21 protein-coding genes and 1 tRNA gene are annotated in these 20,347 nt (G+C 59.1%); 12 read left to right on the forward strand and 10 right to left on the reverse strand.

The window, feature by feature from the left end; translation table 11 throughout:
* Positions 1 to 57 precede the first annotated feature (57 nt).
* Positions 58 to 738: a nitroreductase gene (locus tag RGAI101_RS06595; RefSeq protein WP_008227818.1), complete on the forward strand. Its 681-nt coding sequence runs from the start codon at positions 58 to 60 to the stop codon at positions 736 to 738.
* A gap of 291 nt (positions 739 to 1,029) precedes the next feature.
* On the opposite strand, the gene RGAI101_RS06600 is transcribed toward RGAI101_RS06595, so the two are convergent.
* On the reverse strand, positions 1,030 to 1,980 hold the full coding sequence (locus RGAI101_RS06600; protein ID WP_008226163.1) for an NAD(P)-dependent oxidoreductase: 951 nt from the start codon (positions 1,978 to 1,980) through the stop codon (positions 1,030 to 1,032).
* 189 nt (positions 1,981 to 2,169) lie between these two features.
* Between RGAI101_RS06600 and RGAI101_RS06605 the strand changes: the two genes are divergently transcribed.
* Positions 2,170 to 3,081 carry a pirin family protein gene (locus tag RGAI101_RS06605; protein ID WP_008228973.1) on the forward strand — a complete coding sequence of 304 codons (912 nt, stop codon included), beginning with the start codon at positions 2,170 to 2,172 and terminating at the stop codon, positions 3,079 to 3,081.
* Between the two features lie 28 nt (positions 3,082 to 3,109).
* On the opposite strand, the gene RGAI101_RS06610 is transcribed toward RGAI101_RS06605, so the two are convergent.
* Positions 3,110 to 3,697: a TetR/AcrR family transcriptional regulator gene (locus RGAI101_RS06610; protein WP_008226647.1), complete on the reverse strand. Its 588-nt coding sequence runs from the start codon at positions 3,695 to 3,697 to the stop codon at positions 3,110 to 3,112.
* A gap of 80 nt (positions 3,698 to 3,777) precedes the next feature.
* Here RGAI101_RS06610 and RGAI101_RS06615 point away from each other — a divergent pair, with 80 nt between their 5' ends.
* From RGAI101_RS06615 to RGAI101_RS06635, 5 genes are all read left to right on the forward strand, one after another.
* On the forward strand, positions 3,778 to 4,074 hold the full coding sequence (locus tag RGAI101_RS06615; protein WP_008225715.1) for a hypothetical protein: 297 nt from the start codon (positions 3,778 to 3,780) through the stop codon (positions 4,072 to 4,074).
* Between the two features lie 100 nt (positions 4,075 to 4,174).
* Entirely contained in the window at positions 4,175 to 5,461 is a 1,287-nt protein-coding gene (locus RGAI101_RS06620; RefSeq protein WP_037227574.1) for a homoserine dehydrogenase, read from the forward strand.
* A gap of 104 nt (positions 5,462 to 5,565) precedes the next feature.
* Positions 5,566 to 7,305 (forward strand): single-stranded-DNA-specific exonuclease RecJ, encoded by a 1,740-nt coding sequence (recJ, locus tag RGAI101_RS06625; protein WP_008225803.1) that lies wholly within the window; start codon positions 5,566 to 5,568, stop codon positions 7,303 to 7,305.
* A 76-nt stretch (positions 7,306 to 7,381) separates the two neighbouring features.
* Positions 7,382 to 7,456, forward strand: a tRNA-Glu gene (locus RGAI101_RS06630).
* Between the two features lie 459 nt (positions 7,457 to 7,915).
* Entirely contained in the window at positions 7,916 to 8,230 is a 315-nt protein-coding gene (locus RGAI101_RS06635; RefSeq protein WP_008225800.1) for a putative quinol monooxygenase, read from the forward strand.
* 89 nt (positions 8,231 to 8,319) lie between these two features.
* On the opposite strand, the gene RGAI101_RS06640 is transcribed toward RGAI101_RS06635, so the two are convergent.
* From RGAI101_RS06640 to RGAI101_RS06660, 5 genes are all read right to left on the reverse strand, one after another.
* Positions 8,320 to 9,291 (reverse strand): GGDEF domain-containing protein, encoded by a 972-nt coding sequence (locus RGAI101_RS06640; protein ID WP_254655247.1) that lies wholly within the window; start codon positions 9,289 to 9,291, stop codon positions 8,320 to 8,322.
* A 20-nt stretch (positions 9,292 to 9,311) separates the two neighbouring features.
* A complete protein-coding gene (locus RGAI101_RS06645) occupies positions 9,312 to 9,899 on the reverse strand; it encodes a heme NO-binding domain-containing protein (protein ID WP_008227335.1) in 588 nt (195 codons plus the stop codon).
* Positions 9,900 to 10,047: 148 nt separating this feature from the next.
* Positions 10,048 to 11,610 (reverse strand): trimethylamine methyltransferase family protein, encoded by a 1,563-nt coding sequence (locus RGAI101_RS06650; protein ID WP_008228119.1) that lies wholly within the window; start codon positions 11,608 to 11,610, stop codon positions 10,048 to 10,050.
* A 108-nt stretch (positions 11,611 to 11,718) separates the two neighbouring features.
* Positions 11,719 to 12,444, reverse strand: coding sequence for an HAD family hydrolase (locus RGAI101_RS06655; protein WP_008225588.1), 726 nt, complete (start codon positions 12,442 to 12,444; stop codon positions 11,719 to 11,721).
* Positions 12,441 to 12,722, reverse strand: coding sequence for a DUF3572 domain-containing protein (locus RGAI101_RS06660; protein ID WP_083792025.1), 282 nt, complete (start codon positions 12,720 to 12,722; stop codon positions 12,441 to 12,443). Before RGAI101_RS06660 ends, RGAI101_RS06655 begins: the two co-directional genes overlap by 4 nt.
* A gap of 102 nt (positions 12,723 to 12,824) precedes the next feature.
* On the opposite strand from RGAI101_RS06660, the gene RGAI101_RS06665 reads away from it, so the two are divergent.
* Positions 12,825 to 14,228, forward strand: coding sequence for a diguanylate cyclase domain-containing protein (locus RGAI101_RS06665; RefSeq protein ID WP_008225273.1), 1,404 nt, complete (start codon positions 12,825 to 12,827; stop codon positions 14,226 to 14,228).
* 113 nt (positions 14,229 to 14,341) lie between these two features.
* Positions 14,342 to 15,268, forward strand: a complete 927-nt coding sequence (locus RGAI101_RS06670) for a DMT family transporter (protein ID WP_008229231.1) — start codon at positions 14,342 to 14,344, stop codon at positions 15,266 to 15,268.
* Here RGAI101_RS06670 and RGAI101_RS06675 read toward each other — a convergent pair.
* Positions 15,201 to 15,908 carry a thiamine diphosphokinase gene (locus RGAI101_RS06675; RefSeq protein WP_037227581.1) on the reverse strand — a complete coding sequence of 236 codons (708 nt, stop codon included), beginning with the start codon at positions 15,906 to 15,908 and terminating at the stop codon, positions 15,201 to 15,203. The genes RGAI101_RS06670 and RGAI101_RS06675 overlap by 68 nt on opposite strands.
* A gap of 122 nt (positions 15,909 to 16,030) precedes the next feature.
* Here RGAI101_RS06675 and RGAI101_RS06680 point away from each other — a divergent pair, with 122 nt between their 5' ends.
* Entirely contained in the window at positions 16,031 to 17,506 is a 1,476-nt protein-coding gene (locus RGAI101_RS06680; protein WP_254655248.1) for a hypothetical protein, read from the forward strand.
* Positions 17,503 to 18,147 (forward strand): hypothetical protein, encoded by a 645-nt coding sequence (locus RGAI101_RS22355; RefSeq protein ID WP_008227233.1) that lies wholly within the window; start codon positions 17,503 to 17,505, stop codon positions 18,145 to 18,147. Before RGAI101_RS06680 ends, RGAI101_RS22355 begins: the two co-directional genes overlap by 4 nt.
* 42 nt (positions 18,148 to 18,189) lie before the next feature.
* Here the strand turns inward: RGAI101_RS22355 and RGAI101_RS06685 are convergent, their stop codons facing one another.
* Together RGAI101_RS06685 and RGAI101_RS06690 are read right to left on the reverse strand one after the other, a co-directional pair.
* A complete protein-coding gene (locus RGAI101_RS06685; RefSeq protein ID WP_008228608.1) occupies positions 18,190 to 18,411 on the reverse strand; it encodes a DUF2842 domain-containing protein in 222 nt (73 codons plus the stop codon).
* Between the two features lie 64 nt (positions 18,412 to 18,475).
* Complete coding sequence (locus RGAI101_RS06690; protein ID WP_008225737.1) at positions 18,476 to 19,768, reverse strand: adenylosuccinate synthase; 1,293 nt, start codon at positions 19,766 to 19,768, stop codon at positions 18,476 to 18,478.
* A gap of 193 nt (positions 19,769 to 19,961) precedes the next feature.
* On the opposite strand from RGAI101_RS06690, the gene RGAI101_RS22125 reads away from it, so the two are divergent.
* A partial coding sequence (locus RGAI101_RS22125) for a DUF6524 family protein (RefSeq protein ID WP_368072187.1) occupies positions 19,962 to 20,347 on the forward strand: 386 nt, incomplete at its 3' end.

Genomic DNA, 20,347 nt, shown 5'->3' on the forward strand with positions numbered 1-20,347 from the left:
CCCCGCCCGCCCTTTGCAAGACGCTGACGTCTGTCAGGAAACGTCGGGAGGGACATCATGGAACTGGAACAGGCAATGCTGGGGCGCCGCAGCATCAGGGGATTTACCAAAGACCCGGTGTCGCGCGAACTGCTCGAAGAGATCATTGCGCTGGCCAATCGCGCGCCATCTTCTATGAACACCCAGCCATGGCATTTTCACGTCCTGACAGGCCAACCGCTTGAAAATGTCCGCGAAGGCAATTCCACCCGCATGCTGCAAGGTGTACCGCCGGTCCGCGAAATCAGCGACCACGGGGCCTATGCGGGTGTGCACCGCGAACGGCAGGTCGACATTGCCAAACAGCTTTTCGCGGCCATGGGGATTGAACGCGAAGACAAGGAACGCCGTCAGGACTGGGTGATGCGCGGGTTCCGCCAGTTCGATGCGCCCGTCTCGGTCGTTGTGTGTTTCGATAAATCACTGGATGACAACGGCACCATCGCGCATTTCGATCTGGGTGCGGTGACCTATGGGCTGGTTCTTGCGGCCTGGAGCAAGGGCCTGGGGTCCGTGATCAACGGCCAAGGCATCATGCAGTCGCCCGTCGTGCGCGAGCATGCGCAAATTCCGGATGACCAGGTTATCATGACCTGCGTGGCATTGGGGTGGCCTGATGAAAGCTTTTCCGCGAACGACGTCAAATCGGTCCGCCGCCCCGTTGACGCTGTGGCGCGGTTCGTGGGCTTTGACAGCTGAAATCGAGCATCAGCTCGATTAACGTTCTGCGCCGGATTTCCGGGCGTATTGGCACCGACCGTCGCCCGGAAAACATAACCTTTGCAAATGGATAGGCCCACAATCCTCATGCGGCACATCAGAATTAATTAATGTGAATTAACCTTTAACAGAGGGTTAAGCCGTTGCCTTCCGGCGCGGGAAATCTTCACATTTTCAATCTTCAAATCACGGGCCACCCTTCAGGCCGATCCCGAAAAACCCTTCTTTGGCAACGCCTTGCGCGACGCCCCTATTCTGACACGTTAGAATTCACAAAGATGAACGCGCGGCGACCTCGTAACCGCGTTCTTCAGGCTCATCATCGACCAATTCCTGTGGAAACCCGTCTGCCAGTATTTTCAGGCCCGTTGCGTCCTCAAGCCGCTCTATGATCCGGTCGGATTGCGCCCGCTCTCCATAGCGTTTCTGCCCGTCCGTCATGATATCTATGATAAGCGGCGATACCTCCAACGGAACCAAGAATTCATCCGCAAGCTTTTGAAAAAGCCCGATATCCTTTTGTACCAGATCCATGGTGAAATTCACATCCCGCGACCCGGACAGGATCAACTGGCTTTCGGTTTCGTGGACGAAGGACGTGCCAGACGACATCGATATCGCCTGGAATGTCGTGGCCAGATCCATGCCTGCGGCTTTCATCACGGTCATCGCCTCGCAGACCGAGATCAGGTTCACCGTGGCCAGATAGTTGGTCATTACCTTCAACACCGACGCTGACCCCAGATCGCCTGTATGCAAGACCCGCCGACCCATGATGGTCAGCAGCGGCAGGATGCGGTCAAAGCTGGTACGATCGCAGCCCGCGAAGATGCTGATGTTGCCGGTATCCGCACGGTGACACCCGCCCGACACCGGGCAATCGACAGCCGCACCGCCCGCATCGATCACCGTACGGCCAAGGCGCTCCACCTCGGCAGCATCGGTGGTCGACATCTCCATCCAGATCTTGCCGCGGCCGACATGGGGCATCATCTTGTCCAGCACCGCCGCCGATGCCGCAGGGCTGGGCAAGCAGGTGATGACAACATCACAGTTCTGCATCAGATCGGCGGGCGACTTGCCGTCCTTGGCCCCCATCGCGACCTTGGCGGCAACGAAATCCGCATTCAGATCGTGCACCGAAAGGTCGATGCCATTGCGCAGCAGGCTGCCCGACAACTTGCCCCCCACATTCCCCAAACCGATAAATCCAACTTTCATTGCGCTTCTCCCCTTCGCGTTGATACAAATGAACCGCCCCGCCCGCGCAGGGTCGCGTCTGTTTGCGACCCCTTGCCGCGATGGCGCGCAAAGGTGCGGATATGCACGGGTTTCGTGTCTTAACGCATCCTTGCGCGGGTGCCGGTGCAGCCCTATTTTTTGCCGTAACGCATCAAAAGGAGAGCGATCATGTCCCTTAGACCCACGCTTGAGACCCGCGCCGCCATACCAACCCTGGAAGGTGCCGGCGTAAAATTGCACCGCGCTTTCGGCTTTCAGGACCCGTCCGAGCTGGACCCGTTCCTGCTGTTTGACGATTTCCGCAACGAACGGCCGCAGGATTTCGAAAAAGGTTTTCCCTGGCATCCGCATCGCGGCATCGAAACGATCACCTACGTCCTCGAAGGCACCGTGGATCACGGGGATTCGCTGGGCAATGTCGGCACGCTGGGGGCTGGCGATGTGCAGTGGATGACCGCAGGGTCGGGCATTTTGCATCAGGAGATGCCTCACGGGAATGCGCGCGGCCAGATGCACGGCTTTCAACTGTGGGGAAATTTGCCCGCCGCGCAAAAGATGACGGCACCGCGGTACCAGGATGTGACCGCCAAGGATATTCCGGTGATCACGGATGACGATGGTACCATGGTCAAGGTGATCACCGGCAATTTCTGGGGCAAGACCGGCCCGGTGGACGGCATCGCCGCCGATCCGCAATATCTGGACATCACCGTGCCGGCTGGCGTCAAGAAAACCTTCAAGATCGACACCTACCGCCGCGCCTTTGCCTATGTGTTCCAAGGGGCAGCCGCCTTTGCGGATGCGTCGAAACCGTCAGGTGTGTTGCTGGAAAAGGAAGTGGCGGGCGAAGAGCTCAACATTCGCGACCTTAGCGGCGACCGCACGTTGATCCGCTTTGGCACGGGCGACGAGGTAACCTTGCAAGCCGGACCCGAGGGCGTGCGTTTCCTGCTGATTTCCGGCGCGCCGATTGACGAACCCGTCGCATGGCACGGACCGATCGTGATGAACACGCAGGCCGAACTGCGTCAGGCGATGAAGGACCTCAACAATGGTACCTTCATCAAGGCCGCGCACTAAAAGACCAACGGGGTAAGGCCAGACGGTCTTACCCCACGACCACGGATTTGCGCACCATATCCCAATATTGCGCGATCACCTGATCCAAAGACAGCCGCCCGCCGCTGCGAAACCAGGTGTTGACCCCCGTTAGCATGGCAATCACCGCAAGCGTCGCGATTTTGGTGTCTGCAATCGAAAACGCGCCTGACTGCGCCCCGCGCCGCAAGATGCCCTCCAACCGGTTCTCGTACTGCCTGCGCAAGGCTTCGACGGCGGTAAAGTTCTCCGGGGTGAGATTGCGCAGTTCCATATAAGAGATGAAGACCTCGTCGGGTCGGTCGGCATGAAAGCGGATGTGAAAGTAGACGAAATCACGCAACTCGTCCAACGGGTCGGCAGCGGCATCGTCTTGGGACGCCGCCAGCAATTCTTCCATATGGTCCCGCATCAGGTTGAACAGCAGGGTCTGTTTGTCGGGCGTGTAGTTATAAAGCGCACCGGCCTGCACCCCGACTTCGGTGGCGATGGCCCGCATGGACACGGCCGCATAGCCATGTTGCGCAAACAGCCGCAACGCCGCTGTGCGAACCTTGGGGCCGGTAATGTCAGAGTGTGATCCAGTTGTGCGCGCCATGAAAGCAACGCTAATTGAACACCTGTTCAAAAGCAAACCCCCGCTTGCGCGAAAACCGCCGCTGGTGCATGACTGGGCCCATGATGATGCGCCCGATCTATGGCCTTTGCGCCCTTGCCTTGCTGCTGCCCGCAGCCTGCACGCAGTTTCCCGCGCTCGACAGCCGTGCGACGCCCGAATTGCTGGCTGCTGAATACCCTGCCCTTGTGCCGGTCGATCCGCTTTTGGCCGCTGCCCGTGCCGGCCAGGTGGACACGCGACAGACCGAGGCGGCATTGGCGGGGCGGGTTGCCAATCTGCAAGCGCGCGCTGCCCGTTTGCGCGGCGCTGTCCTGTCAGGCCCCGAAAAACAACGCCTCGCACAAGGCTTGCGCTAAGGTTTTGTCGCTATGCCGCGTTGCACGCAGGCAGCGCATCCGCTACATCGCGTCGCAAAGAAATCATGCGCGCCCGCGCGGTATCACAAAGGAATACACCATGTCACAGCCGCTTCGTCTTGGGATTGCCGGATTGGGCACCGTCGGTGTGGGCGTTGTGCGCATCTTGCGCAAGCAAGCCGCCTTGATCGAGGCGCGCACGGGGCGGGCCGTCACGATTTCAGCCGTCTCGGCGCGCAGCCGGGACAAGGATCGGGGGGTCAACCTGTCCGATTACGCGTGGGAAGACGATCCAGTGGCGCTGGCCAAACGCGACGATATCGATGTGTTTGTCGAATTGATGGGGGGGGACGAAGGCCCCGCCAAGGACGCCACCGAAGCCGCCCTTGCATCGGGCAAGGACGTGGTCACGGCGAACAAGGCCATGCTGGCGATGCACGGGCAGGCCCTGGCCGAACAGGCCGAAGCAGCAGGGTGCCTGATCCGCTACGAGGCCGCCGTCGCTGGGGGCATTCCCGTCATCAAGACGCTGACCGAAGGGCTGGCCGGCAACGAGATCACCCGCGTGATGGGTGTGATGAACGGATCGTGCAATTATATCCTGACGCGGATGGAAGACGCGGGGCTGCCCTATGCAGACGTCTTCGCCGAGGCCGACGGGCTTGGCTATCTCGAGGCCGACCCTGCCCTGGATGTGGGCGGTATTGATGCGGCGCATAAACTGGCGATCCTGTCGTCGATCGCCTTTGGCACGCAGGTCGATTTCGCCGGGATCGAGATCGAGGGCATCGAGCGCGTCAGCATCGAGGACATCAAGGCCGCGGCTGACATGGGCTACAAGATCAAGCTCTTGGGCGTGGCGCAGATGACCGGGCGCGGGCTTGAGCAGCGCATGCAGCCCTGCCTCGTGCCTGATCGCTCTCCGCTTGGACAATTGGCGGGGGGGACGAACATGATCGTGCTGGAAGGCGATGCCGTGGGGCAGATCGTCCTGCGCGGCCCCGGTGCGGGCGAAGGCCCGACGGCCAGCGCTGTTTTGTCGGACATCTGTGACATTGCGCGCGGATGGCATGGACCAGTGTTCGGCCAAAAGGCCAGCACCCTGACTGCGGCGACGTCAGCCATGTCGCAAGCGCCGGCAGCGTTTTACCTGCGCATCGGACTGCTGGACAAACCCGGCGCACTGGCCAAGATCGCCACGGTTCTGGGCGAGGCCGGCATCAGCATCAACAGGATGCGCCAGACCGAGCACCGGTCGGATCACGCGCCCGTGCTGATCGTGACCCACAAGACCAGCCGCAAGGCGCTGGACGAAGCCTTGGCGGCGATGTCGGGCACAGGCGTGTTGGCAAGCGATCCTGTCGCTTTGCGCATTGAGGATCTGTAGGGACCACTTGGCCTCTGGCCTGACCGGAACCGCCGAGCGGCGTTTCCGGTGAGAGGCCAGATGCCTTCGGCGAGGATTTTAGACCATTTGGAAGCGAGGGACGCATGAGCTTTTTAGGTGTTGATGCGTCCTTGACCGGGCGGCGTTGGGTCGGCCCCGGTGTCGAGGTGGAGCGGGCAAGCGAAGTTTTGGGGCAGCAGACCAGCCTGCCCCCCGCGCTGTGTCAGGTTTTGGCGCGGCGCGGCGTTGGTCCAGCCGAAGCCGAGGGGTTTCTCGCCCCGTCCTTGCGGGACCTGCTGCCCGACCCCCGATCTTTGCGCGATATGGAAAAGGCGGCGACACGGTTCCTGGCAGCCGTAAAGGCGCGGCAGCGTATTGCCGTTTTTGCCGATTACGACGTTGACGGGGGCAGCTCTGCCGCGTTGCTGCTGGTGTGGTTGCGCGACATGGGCTGTTCCGCGACCTTGTATGTGCCTGACCGGATCGACGAAGGCTATGGCCCAAATGACGAGGCGATGGCCGCCTTGGCGGCCAAGCATGATCTGATCGTCTGCGTCGATTGCGGGACCTTGTCCCATGGCCCGATTGCCGCGGCCGTCGGCGCGGAAGTGATCGTACTGGACCACCATCTGGGGGCGGAAACCTTGCCCGACGCCCATGCCGTGGTGAACCCCAACCGTCAGGACGAAGACGGTGCGCTGGCGCATCTTTGTGCGGCGGGCGTGGTGTTCTTGATGCTGGTCGAGGCCGGGCGGCAATTGCGCGAGGCTGGGGCCAAGGGCCCTGACCTGATGGCGCTGCTGGATTTGGTGGCTTTGGCCACGGTCGCCGATGTCGCCCCCTTGATTGGCGTGAACCGTGCCTTTGTGCGCCAGGGCCTACGGGTCATGGCGCGGCGCGACCGGTTGGGTCTTGCCGCTTTGGCCGATGCCGCACGGATGGATACCGCGCCTTCGTCCTATCACCTTGGTTTCCTGTTGGGCCCCCGCATCAATGCGGGCGGGCGGATTGGCCAGGCCGATCTGGGCGCGCGCCTGCTGGCCTGCAGCGACCCGCACGAAGCCGCCGCACTTGCCGAGCGGCTCGACACGCTGAACACCGAGCGGCGCGATGTAGAGGCCGCTGTGCGCGCAGCAGCCCTGGATCAGGCCGAAGTGCGCGGCTTTGATGCGCCCTTGGTTTGGGCATCGGGTGACGGATGGCATCCCGGGGTCGTCGGGATTGTGGCCTCGCGGTTGAAAGAAGCGTCGAATCGCCCGTCCATCGTGATCGGTTTTGAGGATGGAATCGGCAAGGGATCGGGGCGATCCGTATCAGGCATTGATCTGGGCGCGCCGATCCAGCGTCTGGCGGCCGAAGGGCTTCTGATCAAGGGCGGCGGGCACAAGATGGCAGCGGGCCTTACCGTAGCCGAGGACAAGCTGGAGGCCGCGATGGCACGGCTGTCCGAGTTGCTGGCCAAACAGGGCGCGCATCTGGGCGGGGCTGCTGATCTGCGCCTTGACGGGATGCTGATGCCAGCCGCCGCCACGGTTGAACTGGCCGAACAGATCGAACAGGCGGGCCCCTTTGGTGCCGGTGCCCCTGCCCCGCGCTACGCTTTTGCTGACATGCAGATTCGCTATGCGAACCGCGTTGGCGAAAGCCATCTCAAGATCAGCTTCGGCGACGGCAGCGGCACAAAGCTGGATGCCATCGCATTTGGTGCCTTTGACGGGCCAATGGGTCCTGCGCTGGAGAATCACGGCGGCGCGCGCTTTCATTTGGCCGGTCGGTTGGACATCAACAGCTGGCGCGGGCGGCAGTCTGTACAACTTCGGCTTGAAGATGCCGCACCTGCCTAAAACTTTTTTGCTTTTCTCGCAATTTTCGCTTGCGCCCTTTCGCGCTATTACCTATTGAACCGCTCACAAGCTAAGTGGCCCGTTCGTCTATCGGTTAGGACGTCAGGTTTTCAACCTGAAAAGAGGGGTTCGACTCCCCTACGGGCTGCCACTTGTTTTTCCAAACATGTTGTTTCGGCGGACATTTACAGGATAAATGGTCCAGAGATTGACTAGGGAAGATCTGCTTCTTCGATCCTCATTCTTGCCAGCAGTTACTGCGGATTAGGACCTCAGTGCGGCAGGTACGTCCCTTAGTCGGAAACAAATGCTCTTCCAGAAATTCAGGATTCTCTTGCGCAATGGATCAGGCGAGTCGCTGGCACCTGCTTTCGCCAAACAATTCAGCCATCAGAATCTGCGGGCCGTGCAGTTATGTCGTCCGAGACCTGCAAACCTATCCCCCGTCCGACTTTGAAAATCGACAGAATCCTTTGAGATGCGCCAATGGCGTGCGCGCTGCAGGCGGCAATCCATTGCAAACACGGCCCTGTGGTGCCGATGGAAAAGCACTTTCGCCACCGGGGTAATCGTATGCTAAACCGCTGAGGTCACAAACAGGGAGACAACTATGTCCATCGTCCACGTTATCGCAGTCATCACCACCAAGCCGGGCCAGCGCGCGGCTGTGCTGGACCTTTTTAACGCCAATGTCCCGGCCGTTTTGGCCGAGGATGGCTGCATCGCCTACGAAGGCACAATTGACACCGAAAATGCCGGCCCCATGCAAAGCGCATTTGGCCCTGACACCTTTGTCGTCGTTGAGAAATGGTCAAGCATGGAAGCGCTTGGCGCGCATGCCAGATCACCCCACATGAAGGCTTACGGGGCCAGTACGAAAGACATGCTGGCAGACCGCGCGATTCACATTCTTTCGCCTGCCTAAGGCACACAGGTCATCACCTGACTGGGCCCCACATGGCCAGCGGGCGGGATGTGCGGGTCCGCTGGCGGTATTGGCAGGGCCAAAGGGGCTTAGCTGACCAGTGGACGCCTGCGCCCGTCAAAGATCGTCTGGCGTGCGCGTCCGGCGTTCTTTGATTGATAAAGGGCGATGTCCGCGTCGGACAGAATGTCCTTTGGCACGACGTTTTGGTTTTCGCGAATCCAGACCGTACCGATACTGGCAGAGATGCGGCACTCCTTTCCTTGAAACAAAATCGGTTTTTCGAGCCGTTCAATCAGCCTTTCGCCGACATTCAATAGGGTTTGCTGCGCCTCGATCTCAGGAAGGATCAGGGTGAACTCATCCCCGCCCACCCGTGCGATCGTGTCAGCGGCGCGAGTCTCCTCGACCATGATCTGCGCGACCGCCTGCAACACATGATCGCCCGCCGCATGACCCAGAGTGTCGTTGACCGCCTTGAAGTAATCCAGGTCGATCTGCATGACGGCAAAGCCAAGCTTGCGGCTGACCAACCGTGCCAGAACATGATCCATGGCGCGGCGATTCTTGAGACCGGTCAAGGTATCGGTGAATGCCTGTTCTTCGGCAGCGATCTTGGCCCCCTGCAGTTTCAGGTTCAACTGACGCGAAGAATCCATCGCGGCCGATTTCGCCTCGATCAGATAAAGCATTTCGATGGCCAGATCCGTGGCGGCAAAATCTGCATTGCTCAGCCCGTAGGTGCGCACACCGTCAAGGATGGAAATGCCGAACGACAGGTTGATTACCACATCATCCGCGCCGTCGCTGCGCGGGACCAGAACCGCCTTGAGATCGCTGGACGGATCACCCCGCAGGGCAAGATGAATCTTGGTCCCCACCTTGCGGCGCATATCGGTGATGGATTGCACCGATTTGGGACGTTTGACGTCAAAATGTTCAAAGAAGTGCGCGCCGATCCATGTCATATCCGGGCGCAGTTTCTGCACGGTCGGCCCGACATGGACAATGCGCCCATCGTTGCGGACCACCAGGTGCATGGGGCACAAGACGTCCAGCATGTTCAAATCCGGGTCACCTTTCATATGATCGGCGCGCCCAATTCGAATTGCCGCCCTTCGGCGAAATCCGTATCGATCAACGTTATCGAGACACGTTCAAAGCCATCGGCTGTGGTTTCGTGATCCAACACGACCAAAGCGCCGTAATCATCGGCAATCACACGCAGCACACCGGTCATCACCAATCCAAACCCCGGCACAGGGCTTTGGCAGATCAGATCGAATTGGCCATCCGGCTTTTCATCAAGCTCCATTCGCGGCAGATCAAGATCTGAGACGGCCAGTTTGGCCCGGTCGGGCAGATCATCCAGAGACTGCAGAAACTCTTCAAAGTTCACACCGCCAAAGCGCAACAGCCGCCGCACCCCTTCCAGCTTGGGGGTCGAGACCAGATAGGTGCCGATATCCTCCAGCAAGTCAGTAAGCGAGCGATGCGTGACCGCCGCCATGCTGTCCAGCAGGCGGGGCGTGATATCATCTTTGTAGGACAGCATGGCCTCGAACTCGGAAAACCCAAGATCGGCGCGTTGCGTCACCTGTAGCCAAACGTCTTTTCCGAACGTATCGCAGACAAAGTTCTGAACACTGCGGTTGATAAGCCCGTGCATGGATATCCCTTCCCACTCATGGAAAGGGAGAATGCAAACCGGACGTTAACATCATGCAAATCTCTTATGGCAAAAGCCCCGTTCAACCCTTGAAAAATACTGCGCAATTAGTGCGGATTTTCCGAAAGTTTACCCGAAGACAGAAACCCTAGAAATCCGTGGGTGCCCCGCCTTCGGCTTTCCGGCGCGCCACGAAATCCGCCAGTTCTTCGCGAATGGCCACATCCATCGGGGGTTCTTCGAAGTTGGCGATGATATCCTTGAACATCATATGCGCCCGCTCCGGGGTCCAGATGGCCCCGGCGACTTCCCATCCTTCATAGTTTTTCCAGTCACTCAAAAAGGGCTGATAGAAAGCGTCGGTATAGCGGTCCTGAGTATGTTGAATTCCAAAGAAATGCCCGGCGTTGCCAACGGATTTGATCGCATCCAATGCAATTTCATCAGGTCCCGTGGCACAGATGACAGGGTTCATATAGCGCTGGATTTGCTGAAGGATTTCGCAATCCATGATGAATTTCTCGGGGCTGGCGATCAGCCCGCCCTCAAGCCAGCCCGCCGCGTGATAGACCATGTTCGTGCCCGATTGCACCGCTGCCCACAGGCTGTTCGACGTCTCCCACATGGCCTGACCGTCCGGCACATTCGCGGCACAGACGCCCGACGACCGCATCGGCAGGCCATAGAACCGGCACAACTGCCCTGTCATCTGGGTGGCGCGCATGTATTCCGGCGTGCCGAACGCTGGCGCGCCGGTCTTCATATCCACATTCGAGGTGAAGGTTCCGATGGCACAGGGCGCACCGGGGTTGATGATCTGCGCCAGAACAACTGCGCACAGCGCCTCGGCCAGCGATTGGGCCACAGCGCCGGACATGGTCACAGGGGCCATGGCACCGGCCAGCGTAAAGGGCGTCACCACCAGCCCCTGTCCACGCCGCGCAAGGCGCATCCAGCCGTCCAGCATGGGGATGTCGTGCTTGAGCGGCGAGGTCGAGTTGATGTTGGTGTACATGCGCGGGGTGGCGTCGAATTCATCATGGGTCAGACCACCCGCGATGCGCACCATTTCCATCACGTCTTCGACACGCTCCTTGCCAAGGCTATAGGCATGCATGACCTTGTCGGTGATCGTCAGCTTGTCATACAGTACGTCCAGATGGCGGACAGAGGCGTGGATGTCGACGGGTTCCACCGGATAGCCGCCCGCGAAATGGATGCAATTGAAATACTGTGTCAGTTTCAGCAAGTCCTGACACATCGCACGGGTACCGGGGACTTTGGTGCCGATCGACATGTCCCAGTAATTGGGGGGCGAAGACACATTGCCGAACACCAGATGCTTTCCGCCGATGGTGATCTGACGATCCGGATTGCGCGGGGTCAGGGTGAACTCTGACGGCGCATGAGCGATCCATTCCATGACGAAATCACGCCCCATACGGACGTTTTCCCCGTTCACGGTGCAGCCGGCCTTGCGCAGGATTTCCAGCGCTTCATGGTTCAGGAATTCGATCCCGATTTCTTCGAGAATGCGCATGGCCCCATCATGGATCGCCTCGACGCCTTCGGGGGTTAGCGGTTCGGTGGGGCGGTCGATGTTCACCGGCGGGTTCCACGGCATCTGTTCGATCACAGATGTGCCGCGCCTGTTTTTGGCTCCGGCACGCCCGCCCGTGCGGGTTTTGCGTTTGGGATCGGGATCAGACATTGCAACCTCCTGACAAACAGTCCCAGAAGGCATGATCTGTGGTGCTGCGGCGTTCCCGTTACCGACGGCCTATGTCGTTTTTCGCGCCTGTGCGGCCCACGGCAAGGCCTAGTCGCCCTGCCCGTCCAGCCACTTGGGCAGATGGGTGATGTCGGGCAGCACCACATCGGCATGCGGGGCCAGATCATCGGCCGACGCCATGCCCGTCAGCACTGCAATGCGGGTCATGCCAGCGGCTTTGCCAGCAATCAGGTCATGTGTGCTATCGCCGATCATGGCGATCTGGCTGGGGTCCAGCCCGACGGATCTGGCGAATGCGGTCAACTGGCCGGGGCCGGGTTTTCCGCCATGACCGCTGTCAAACCCGGCAATGAAATCAAACAGATGCGCCACGCCAGCCTTGTTCAGATGCGCCAGTGCGGGCACTTCGGCATCATTGGTGGCCACCCCAAGCGCCAGCCCGCGCGCACGCAAGACCTGAAGAAACGGGACCAGCGGCGTGACTTCGCTTTGCGGGGCGTTTTCGGCTTCCTCGTTAAGCACATCAATCAGCGCCGCCTGCGACATCTCGGGCACATGGGAGGCCAGCACAGCAACGACATCGCCCGGCGTACCCGCGATCACGACACTGTCCTTGGAGAACCGGCCGGCTGCCATATCAAAGCCGACTGCCGCCCCGATCACCGTGGCGCGCGCAACGTCCCCTTGGGTCAGCCGAAGAAGGCACGCATTGGCCCAAGCCTCCCAAGTTTTGGCGAAATCGAACAAGGTCCCGTCCTTGTCGAACAAAAGCCCTTTGATCGAAGAAGCGGAAGCGGTTTCAGCAATATTCATGTCCAATTCACCTGTTCACCGCCCGGCAAGGCCTGCCGCGCCTGCATGATCCGCTCGTATGGGACATGGATGCTGTCGCAAAACGAAATCACCCATTCGTCATTCATCATCAGAAAGTCCAGGACCGCCCCCAAAAACGCGGGATCCGTCGCCCGACCGCGCATGTCATCCGCGCCGGCACCGGTTTCTCCCATGAATACAGGCATCAAGTCGTCATTTGCGGCCAGCCATCCCAATGCCTGGAGGGCAAAGGTCTCAGCGGCTTCTTGCTTAATCATGAGGAGCATTCCTGCTTACTACTTTGGATGGAAACTCTTTGTTAACTAATAACGTCCTTAAGATCACTGCATCTGGTTAGTTTTACTGAGGAAGGAAAACAAGTGCAGGGAAAGATCCTCATCGTAGACGCCATAGCCACGAATCGTATTGTCCTCAAAATCAAACTGGCCTCTGCCTATTACGATGTTCTCCAGGCCACCTCGGTCGCCGAAGCGCTGAAGGTGGCCAGCAAGGAACAACCGAACCTTGTGATTACCGCCTTTGAACTGCCCGATGCCGATGCCGCAGCGCTATGCGCCGGACTGGCACAGCAGGAACAGACGGCGCGCATTCCCGTCCTTGCCATCGGCGAAAGCGACGATCTGGCCGCGAGAAAGATGATGCTCTCGCAAGGCGTGCAGGATGTTTTGGTGAAACCTGTGCCTGATCCCCTGCTGCTTAGCCGCGTGCGCAGTCTGATCCGGGGGCATCATTCCGATGATGAATGGCATATGCGTGACGCGGCCAGCCGCACCTTCGGGATGGCCGAAAAGCACAGTAATTTCGCGAGCCCCGGCCATATCCAGGTGGTCAGCGATGACAAAGGACAGAACCACATCTGGGCCACGCAATTGCGGCTTGCCCTGCGCGACAAGGTGAGCAATTCGACGATGCGCGACGCGCTGCAATGCCTCAAGGGGGATGTGCTGCCGGATGTGTTCGTTCTGGTCCTGACCGTCGATCGAAAGACCGCGATGGACCAGCTGCAACTCATCTCTGCGATCCGCGCAAATTCCGGCACGCGCCATAGCGGGATCCTGGTACTTCAAACCGAACCTGATGCCGATGTCGGCGCATATGCCCTGGATCTGGGGGCCGATGATCTGATGCTCAACGGTTTTGATCTTGAGGAGATGGGGCTGCGGCTGGCAAGCATTCTTAACCGCAAGCGCAAGGCCGAAAGGCTGCGCCACTGCGTCAACACGGGGCTGCGCGCGGCAATTTATGACCCCCTTACAGGGCTTTACAACCGGCGTTATGCCATGTCTGAACTGGCGCGACTGATCGAAAACGCCGGGAAATCGGACACGCATTTTGCTGTCATGTTGGCAGATATGGATCACTTCAAACGGATCAACGATGCCTTCGGACATGCTGCGGGCGATTCCGTGCTTGTCGAAACCGCGCGTCGGTTGCGATCGCAGTTGCGCCCCATCGACATGGTCGCCCGAATCGGAGGGGAGGAGTTCTTGCTTGTCGTGCCCGGCACCACCGCCCTTGACGCGACGCAGGTGGCCGAACGCCTGTGCAGGACCTTTCGCGACGCACCTTTCATCATCCCGTCCAGCAACACCGCAGTGACCATCACCATCAGCATCGGCGTTTGCATGTCAGACAGCCTGACCTTGACGCTGCCAGCCCAAGACGACAAGGCTGCGCGGCTGATAGATCAGGCAGATCAGGCCCTTTATGCCGCGAAAAGCCGGGGCCGGAATTGTGTGCGTCTGGTGCGTCCGGCTGCTTGAAACCGCAGGCGGTTTTGACATCTCGGCACATGATTAAAAAAGCTTTGCCTTTGCAGGGGCGTTCTGGCTTATTTCACCTTAAAGTTGTCAAACCCCAATCAGGATAAACCCGAATGAATGCAGACAGACCCCTGATTGGCATCGCCCTGATGCTTGGATTTTGCATCGTGGCACCGATCGGGGACGCCGTCGCAAAACTGCTTGGCGCATCCGTCCCCCTGGCCGAGGTCGTTTTTATCCGGTTTGCGGTACAACTGATCGTGTTGCTGCCGTTGGTCTGGGCCACCCACAGACCGTGGCGGATGGACCGGACAACGCTCTTGCTGACATTCCTGCGCACTGTTCTGCACATCATCGGCATCGCCGCGATGTTCACCGCCCTAACCCACCTGCCTCTTGCCGACGCCATCGCGATTGTCTTTGTCATGCCGTTCTTCATGCTGGTTCTCGGAAAATACTTTCTGTCAGAAGAAGTTGGCAGCAGGCGTCTTCTGGCGTGTCTGGTCGGTTTCGCGGGCACATTGCTGGTCATTCAACCAAGCTTTACCCAAGTCGGCTGGCCCGCGCTTTTGCCCGTTTTCGTCGCTGCGAACCTTTCGGTCTTTATGCTGGTCACCCGCAAGATCGCCAAGCAAACCGATCCGATCAGCCTGCAAGCGATCAGTGGGATAATGGCGGTGGTGCTGATGGTGCCGTTGCTCTGGTTTGGACCCCGCACAGGCATCGCAGCACTCGAAGTGACCGCCCCTGACAGCATACAGTGGTTGTTGTTGCTGTCGATCGGCCTGCTGGGCACGGTCGCGCATCTGCTGATGACCTGGTCGTTGCGCTATGCGCCCTCTGCGACGTTGGCCCCGATGCAATATCTCGAGATTCCATTTGCCACAGTCCTGGGATTGCTGATCTTCGGCGATCTTCCCAACGCCCTCGCCAGCGTGGGCATCGGCATCACCATCGCCGCAGGTCTGTTCGTCATTCTGCGCGAAGGGGCCATCCAGCGGCGTCAGGGTGCAACAGCGATTGTACAACCGGCAGAATAAGCCGTCTGGGCAGGATCAGCAGGGCATTCGGGCTTTCCATGTTCAGCGTCGCAGGCCCCGTTGCCAGATTTGATGTGCCGATGCGCCCGGTCGGGTCCAGTCGCAGCCCGTCAATCGGCCACTCCAGCCCGGTACTGACGCCCTGCACCGGGGCCATGGGATAGATCGAAACGACTTCGCCTGCCTGTGTCGCGATGCTCATTCTCGGGGGGGCGACCAGCACGATCTGCTCTGCTCCCAACAGCACGCAAGGCCTGTGGGCAAACCGGACCAAAGTGCTGAATGCCGCAAGCTGATGGTCTATGCGCCCCCCCAAAAAGCCGACGCCGATAACCAATGGTGCATCAACCAAGGTTAATGCCTTGTCAAAATCAGTGGTTTCTTGTTCACTGATCTTGAATTGCCGGTCTGGGGGGATCTGCAACAGGCTTGCTGCCGTCACTGAATCGAAATCACCGATCAACGCTTCGATCGGTATTTTGGCCCTCAGGGCCAGTGCGGCACCGCCGTCTGCAGCGACGCAGATCGGCGCGATCTTTAAGGCCTCCGAAAGGTCTTCGATGCTAGCCTGCCCGCCACCGACCAGGGTCACTGGCCCGGAATTGAGAACAATGCTGCTACTTACCGATGTTTTTCGCATTTTTGGAAACCAGACACAAAGTTGACATTAAATTATACGTTGCGCGGCACAGATTCGAGCCGCTTTAGACTTGAAGGCCATGGTAAACAGTAAGCTGCAAAAAGGCAGAGGACGACCATCCGATGATGAATAATAATAAAATTCTGACGGTCTCATACGGCACGTTCTCGTGTACGTTGGAAGGCTTTGAGGATTCATTCGGCACCATGAAGGCGATTGCCGAGTATTTTCGGGATCTCGCATCCGAAGACCGCTTTTTCGGGGCCGAGCCTGCCCAGCCGGACGCCGAAATGCTGGCTCATATCGCACAACGCGAAATTTCCCGCCGAGTGGAGGCCCGCGAACAGAACGGCAAGATCGTTCTGAGCGCGCTCAAGGAAGACGCCGCGCCGCCCGCTCCCGCACCTGTCGTCACGTCCGTGACATCGGCCGGGGTTTCGGTCGTCTCGACATCCTTTGCACCGCGTCGCCCCAACGAGATATCGCAATATTACGACGCCTATCGCATGAACGCCCTCAAAGCGCACGAACCCGAGGCGCGAGAACCCGAACAAAAGGCGCAAGCGCCAAAGCCGGTTCAGCCGGATGCCGTCGCACCTGAAGAAGCCGCACCGCAAAGCACCACAGCCCCAATCGAAGATGTTGCGGATGCCCACATGGCAGCCCCCATCGATCTTGAGCCTCCGTCGGATGGAAGCGCCCGGGCCGACAGCGACCTCATTCCGGGCCAGCCCGACGACGAAGCGCTAGCGTTCTTCGCCGAAAGCTCAACCGCCACACCCGCGGTCGAGGACATCGTGGATGAAGAAAATGTGCCCGATGTCGCTGTCGAACCGAAGCGGGACAGTATTGCAGCCAAGCTGCAGCGCATACGGTCTGTTGTGTCCCGTCAAGACGCCGAAACCGCCACACCCGACTATACCGAAGACGAGCACGCCGAGGAAGAAGCCCCTTCGGCAGAGGCTGGTGAAGCGTCCCCGTCGATCGACAAGACAAATTTCGTCGCTGATGCCGTGCACGATATCGAAGACGCGCTTGAACAGGACGATGCCTCCATCAAGAACGTCAGCGATGAAAACGGAGACGATGACATCGAAGCGCTGCTGGGTCGCCTTGACTCAGCGGCAGAAGAAGACGAAGCGCCCGAAGACAGCATTGCCGCAATGGATGACGGCACTGTAGAAGACGACCAGCCAGCAGAAAACATGTTTGAAGACAAGGCTGTAGAACCATCGACAGCGGCACCACGTGGTCGGGTGATCAAGTCAAACGCAGCGACCTGGACCTGGCGATCGCAAAAGGCGACCTGGAAGAATATGCCGCCGATGATGTGTCGAAACAGGCACCTTCCGGCGCGCCGGACGATTCGGAAAACGCAGCGGTTGCGCAAGCTGAAGCCGAGGGCACATCGCAAAAGTCTGCGCCTGAAGACCGGTCCGAATCTTCGCTTTCGGATGAGGAAGAAGATGAACTGGCCCGCGAGTTGGCCGAGGTTGAAGCGGCGTTGCTGGGGGGGGGCGAAGAAAAGACTTCCTTTGCATCCGCTCCTTTGCGTCGCAAGCTCCCGACACTTGAGGCTGATCAGGGCTCGGACATGAACCGGCTGCTGGCCGAGACTGACCATCAGATGGATGATCTGGAAAGTTCGACCCGTCGCAGTGCGATCAGCCATCTTCGCGCAGCCGTGGCCGCCAGGAAAGCAGATTTTGCCTTTGGCACCCTGGACAATAAAGACGAAGACAATGTGTATCGCAATGACCTGGCCGAGGTGGTCAAACCCCGTCGCCCCGTCAGCGGCCCTGTACGTCGCGAACGCCCCGCTGAGGGGGCTCCTGCCCCGTTGAAACTGGTACCTGCGCAGCGCATTGATGCCGACGCACCTGCACGGACCGCTCCGGTTCGTCCGCGCCGGGTTGCGACGGCGGCGGTCCCGGTCGCTGTTGCGCCCGTGGATGGTGGCTTTGCCAATTTTGCAGCTGAAATGGGTGCTGTGAAACTGCCCGAACTTCTTGAAGCAGCAGCCGCCTACATGTCCTTCGTCGAAGGTCTGGACCAATTTTCACGCCCTCAACTGATGAACACGGTCCGGCAAGTTGAAAAAGAAGAATTCAGCCGTGAAGACGGATTGCGGTCTTTTGGTCAGCTTCTGCGGACCGGAAAAATCCACAAGCTTGACGGGGGACGTTTCAGGGCCTCCAAAGATATCGGCTATCAGCCTGATAACCGCGCGGCGGGTTAAATACAAAAAAGGCCCCTGTTTCAGGGGCCTTTTTTTTTGCGCTCAGTTCTGATCGTCAGGGTCTGCTTGACCGATGCCCTTAAACAGAAACTTGAAAGGGATTGCCCAGATAATTCCCAAACCGATGTAAATTGCCAACTCGACCAGCACAGAAGGTCTGTCGAACATCGCAATCAATGCCACCGCGGCCACGATATAAACCGGAAGCCCTACCAGCAGCAGAACCAGTGACCACCTGCGTCGCGCCTTGTAACTAAGTGCCATTTGATCGGCTCCCTTGTTCTCTGTTCACTCCGGATCAGATGACCCCGACCCTAAATATGTCAAATCAGTCCGCAAACGGATCCGTGACCAAAATCGTATCTTCGCGCTCTGGTGAGGTCGACAGCAACGCAACCGGGCAGCCGATCAGCTCTTCAACCCGACGCACGTATTTGATCGCGTTCGCCGGCAAATCGGCCCAACTGCGCGCTCCTTCGGTCGATTCGCTCCAGCCCAGCATTTCCTCGTAAACCGGCGTGCACCGCGCCTGTTGATCCGCAGCCGTCGGCAAATACTCCAGCGGTTGCCCGTCCAGCTCGTAGCCGACACAGATCTTGAGCGTCTCGAACCCGTCAAGCACGTCCAGCTTTGTAAAGGCTATTCCGTTCACGCCAGAGGTGGCACAGGTCTGCCGTACAAGCACCGCATCGAACCAGCCGCAGCGCCGTTTGCGGCCCGTGACCGTCCCGAATTCGTGTCCCCGTACCCCAAGACGTTCACCGTCCGCGTCATTCAATTCGGCAGGGAAAGGCCCCTCGCCGACACGGGTTGTATAGGCTTTGACGATCCCCAGAACAAAATCGATCGACCCCGGCCCGATGCCCGTCCCCGTTGCCGCTTGTCCCGCAATCACGTTAGAGGACGTGACATAAGGATAGGTGCCGAAATCGATGTCCAAAAGCGCCCCTTGCGCGCCCTCGAACAGGATCCGCTTGCCAGCTTTGCGCTTCTCGTTCAGCACCTTCCAGACAGGTGCAGCATACTCCAGCACGCTTGGTGCGATCTCGCGCAGTGCCGCCAGCAAAGCGTCCCGGTCCACCGGTTCAAGACCAAGACCGCGCCGCAGCGCATCATGATGGACCAAAGCACGGTCGACGCGGAGTTCCAAAGTTGCGTCATCCGCCAAATCCGCAACCCGCACGGAACGACGGCCGACCTTGTCCTCGTAGGCTGGCCCGATGCCGCGCCCGGTCGTCCCGATCTTGGCGACACTCGCCTGCTCTTCACGAGCGCGGTCCAATTCTCCGTGGATGGGCAGAATAAGAGGTGTGTTTTCCGCAATCATCAGCGTCTCGGGCGTGATCGTGACCCCTTGGCTGCGCAACTGGGCTATTTCCTTCACCAGGTGCCACGGATCCAGCACCACACCATTGCCGATCACCGACAATTTGCCACCGCGTACAATTCCCGAAGGCAACAGGCTCAGCTTGAAGACAGTTCCGTCGATGACAAGCGTGTGGCCCGCATTGTGCCCCCCTTGAAAGCGCGCGATGACATCGGCGCGCTCGCTGAGCCAGTCCACAATCTTGCCTTTTCCTTCGTCGCCCCACTGAGCGCCTACGACAACAACATTGGCCATGATGATATTCCTTTAACGGTGCAAACCCGCGTCGGTATAGCCGCGTCGGGCCGGAACCGAAACTGGAAAATAGAGCCATTGCTTCTCTGGCTCGTAAATATCCTCGCCGAAGGCGAAACTCTTGACCGCCCGCTATAACCTTTTATGCCTTCGGCGAGGATATTTATAAGCCAGAGAAGCCGGGGAATACCGAATGGGATTTATCATACGTTGGCTGTGCGCTTTTTTCCTGTTGGCAGCGACATTCAATCCCACCGACTATAATTATGTCCAATGGGCATGGGACTACGGGCACATGAACGTATCGATCGCTGTGTTGTTCGGGCTTTTGCTTTTCATCGGCTATGCCATCTACTTGCGGGCGACCCTGCGATCCATCGGCGGATTGGGGATGATGCTTGTGCTGGCCGTTGTCTGCGCAAGCCTTTGGGTTCTCCATGATCTGGGTGTTTTGCGTCTGGACAACTCCGACTTGAACATCTGGCTGGCACTCCTTGTCCTCAGCCTCGTTCTGGGCGTCGGGTTAAGCTGGAGTATATTGCGGCGTGCTCTATCGGGTCAGCCGACGTGGATGATGTC

The sequence above is a fragment of the Roseobacter sp. GAI101 genome, from assembly GCF_000156335.1.
Lineage (GTDB): Bacteria > Pseudomonadota > Alphaproteobacteria > Rhodobacterales > Rhodobacteraceae > Sulfitobacter.